Origin of the sequence: Streptomyces apocyni, from assembly GCF_009739465.1 — a bacterium.
In the GTDB taxonomy this organism is placed as follows: Bacteria; Actinomycetota; Actinomycetes; order Streptomycetales; family Streptomycetaceae; genus Streptomyces; species Streptomyces apocyni.
This window is the reverse complement of sequence record NZ_WHOM01000049.1, coordinates 1-2,252: the sequence shown is the minus strand read 5'-3', so window position 1 is coordinate 2,252 and position 2,252 is coordinate 1. Positions and strand designations below refer to the sequence as shown.

Sequence of the window (2,252 nt, the reverse complement as noted above, 5' to 3'; positions counted from 1 at the left end):
CGCCACGCCCAAGGCCTGCCCGCCCAATCCCTCGCCTGGGGACTCTGGAACCAGACCAGCACCATCAGCGGACAACTCGACGACACGGACCTGCGCCGACTGGCCCGCCTAGGCCTGCTGCCGCTGTCGGCCACCGAAGCCCTCAACCTGTTCGACGCGGCCGCGACAACCGGTGAACCCGTGCTGGCCGTCTCCCGCCTCGACAGCGGCGCCCTACGCAGGCAGGGCGACGGCGTGCAGCCGCTGCTGCGCGGTCTCGCCCCCTCCTCGTCGCGGCGCTCCGCGTCGGCAGGCGCGGGAGCGGGAGCGGCCCAGGGCGCCGGTGGACCCTCGCTGGCCGAGCGGCTGGGCGCCCTGTCCGAGGCGGAGCGGGAGGAGGCGTTGACCGATCTCGTACGGACCCAGGTCGCCGGAGTACTCGGTCACAGCGACCCCAGCACCATCGACGCACAACGCGCCTTCCAAGAACTCGGATTCGACTCCCTCACCGCCGTCGAACTCCGCAACCAACTCAACAACACCACCGGCCTCCGCCTACCCACCACCCTCATCTTCGACCACCCCAACCCCACCGCACTCGCCACGTATCTGCGCAGTCAGATCGCCATCGACGAGGTGTCAGCCGCCGACCCGGTCCTTAACGAACTTGGCAGGCTCAAGGCCTCCATCCGTGACGCGTCGTCGGACTCTCAGGCGTACGACCTGATCACCGCGCAGCTACGGGAGTTGCTGGACATCGCCGCGACGGCGGGCGGTGCGGCGGCCGATGGCGCCGAGGACGACAGCGAGAACGACGGCGAGGACCTGGACTCCGCGAGTGACGAGGAACTGTTCGCGCTCGTCAACGAGCTCGACTGACCCGCACCCGTACTCGCACGGGCACAGGCACAGGCATACGCACACGCACACGCACACGCACACGCAGGCAGCGTTCGAGCCACGCAACGAAACCACCATCCATCACGAGCCACATCACGTCGGGGAGCTGAGATCACCGTGGCGAAAGAGCAAGAACTCCGGGACTACCTCAAGAAGGCCATCGCCGACGCGCGAGACGCGCGCAAGCGGCTGCGTGAGGTGGAGGACAAGGCGCAGGAGCCGATCGCGATCGTCGGCATGGCCTGCCGCTACCCCGGCGGGGTCTCCTCGCCCGATGACCTGTGGCGCCTGGTGTCCGAAGGAACGGACGCCGTCAGCGAGTTCCCCTCCAACCGAGGCTGGGACCTGGAGCGGCTCTACGATTCCGACCCGGAGACGGCGGGCACCTCGTACACCCGCGAGGGCGGATTCCTGCACGACGCGGACCAGTTCGACCCCGAGTTCTTCGGGATGTCGCCGCGTGAGGCGCTGGCCGTAGACCCGCAGCAGCGGCTGCTCCTGGAGGCCACCTGGGAGGCGTTCGAGGGGGCGGGGATGGACCCGGCCACGCTGCGCGGCAGCCGTACCGGCATCTTCACCGGGCTGATGTACAACGACTACGGCTCACGGCCCCAGCTGCCCGCCGAGGGCAATGAGGGATATCTGTTCAGCGGTAGCGCGGGCAGCATCGCCTCGGGCCGCCTGGCGTACACCTTCGGGCTCGAAGGCCCTACGGTCACGGTGGACACGGCGTGTTCGTCGTCGCTGGTGGCCATGCACCTGGCCGCGAACGCCCTGCGCTCGGGTGAATGCGATCTCGCGCTCGCGGGTGGTGCGGCGGTGATGTCGACGCCGACCGCGTTCATCGAGTTCTCGCGGCTGCGTGGGTTGTCGGCGGACGGGCGGTGCAAGTCGTTCTCAGAGCACGCGGACGGTACCGGATGGGCCGAGGGCGTCGGCCTGCTCCTCGTCGAGCGCCTCTCCGACGCCCAGCGCAACGGCCACCACATCCTCGCCGTCATGCGCGGCTCCGCCGTCAACCAGGACGGCGCCAGCAACGGCCTCACCGCCCCCAACGGCCCCTCCCAAGAACGAGTCATCCGCCAAGCCCTCGCCAACGCCAACCTCACCACCACCGACATCGACGCCGTCGAAGCACACGGCACCGGCACCACCCTCGGCGACCCCATCGAAGCCCAAGCCCTCCTCGCCACCTACGGCACCAACCGCGACCCCCACCACCCCCTCTACCTCGGCTCCCTCAAATCCAACATCGGCCACGCCCAAGCCGCAGCCGGAGTCGGCGGCATCATCAAAATGATCCAAGCCATACGACACGGCACCCTCCCCAAAACCCTCCACGCCGACCACCCCTCCACCCACATCGACTGGGA

At 69.0% G+C, this 2,252-nt stretch carries 2 protein-coding genes; both read left to right on the top strand.

What is annotated here, in order from left to right; genetic code table 11:
* Positions 1-858 (top strand): acyl carrier protein (locus tag GCN81_RS12525; protein ID WP_156724639.1); only part of this gene is annotated, 858 nt, incomplete at its 5' end.
* Positions 859-996: 138 nt separating this feature from the next.
* On the top strand, positions 997-2,252 hold a 1,256-nt coding region (locus GCN81_RS12520), incomplete at its 3' end, for a type I polyketide synthase (RefSeq protein ID WP_197287592.1).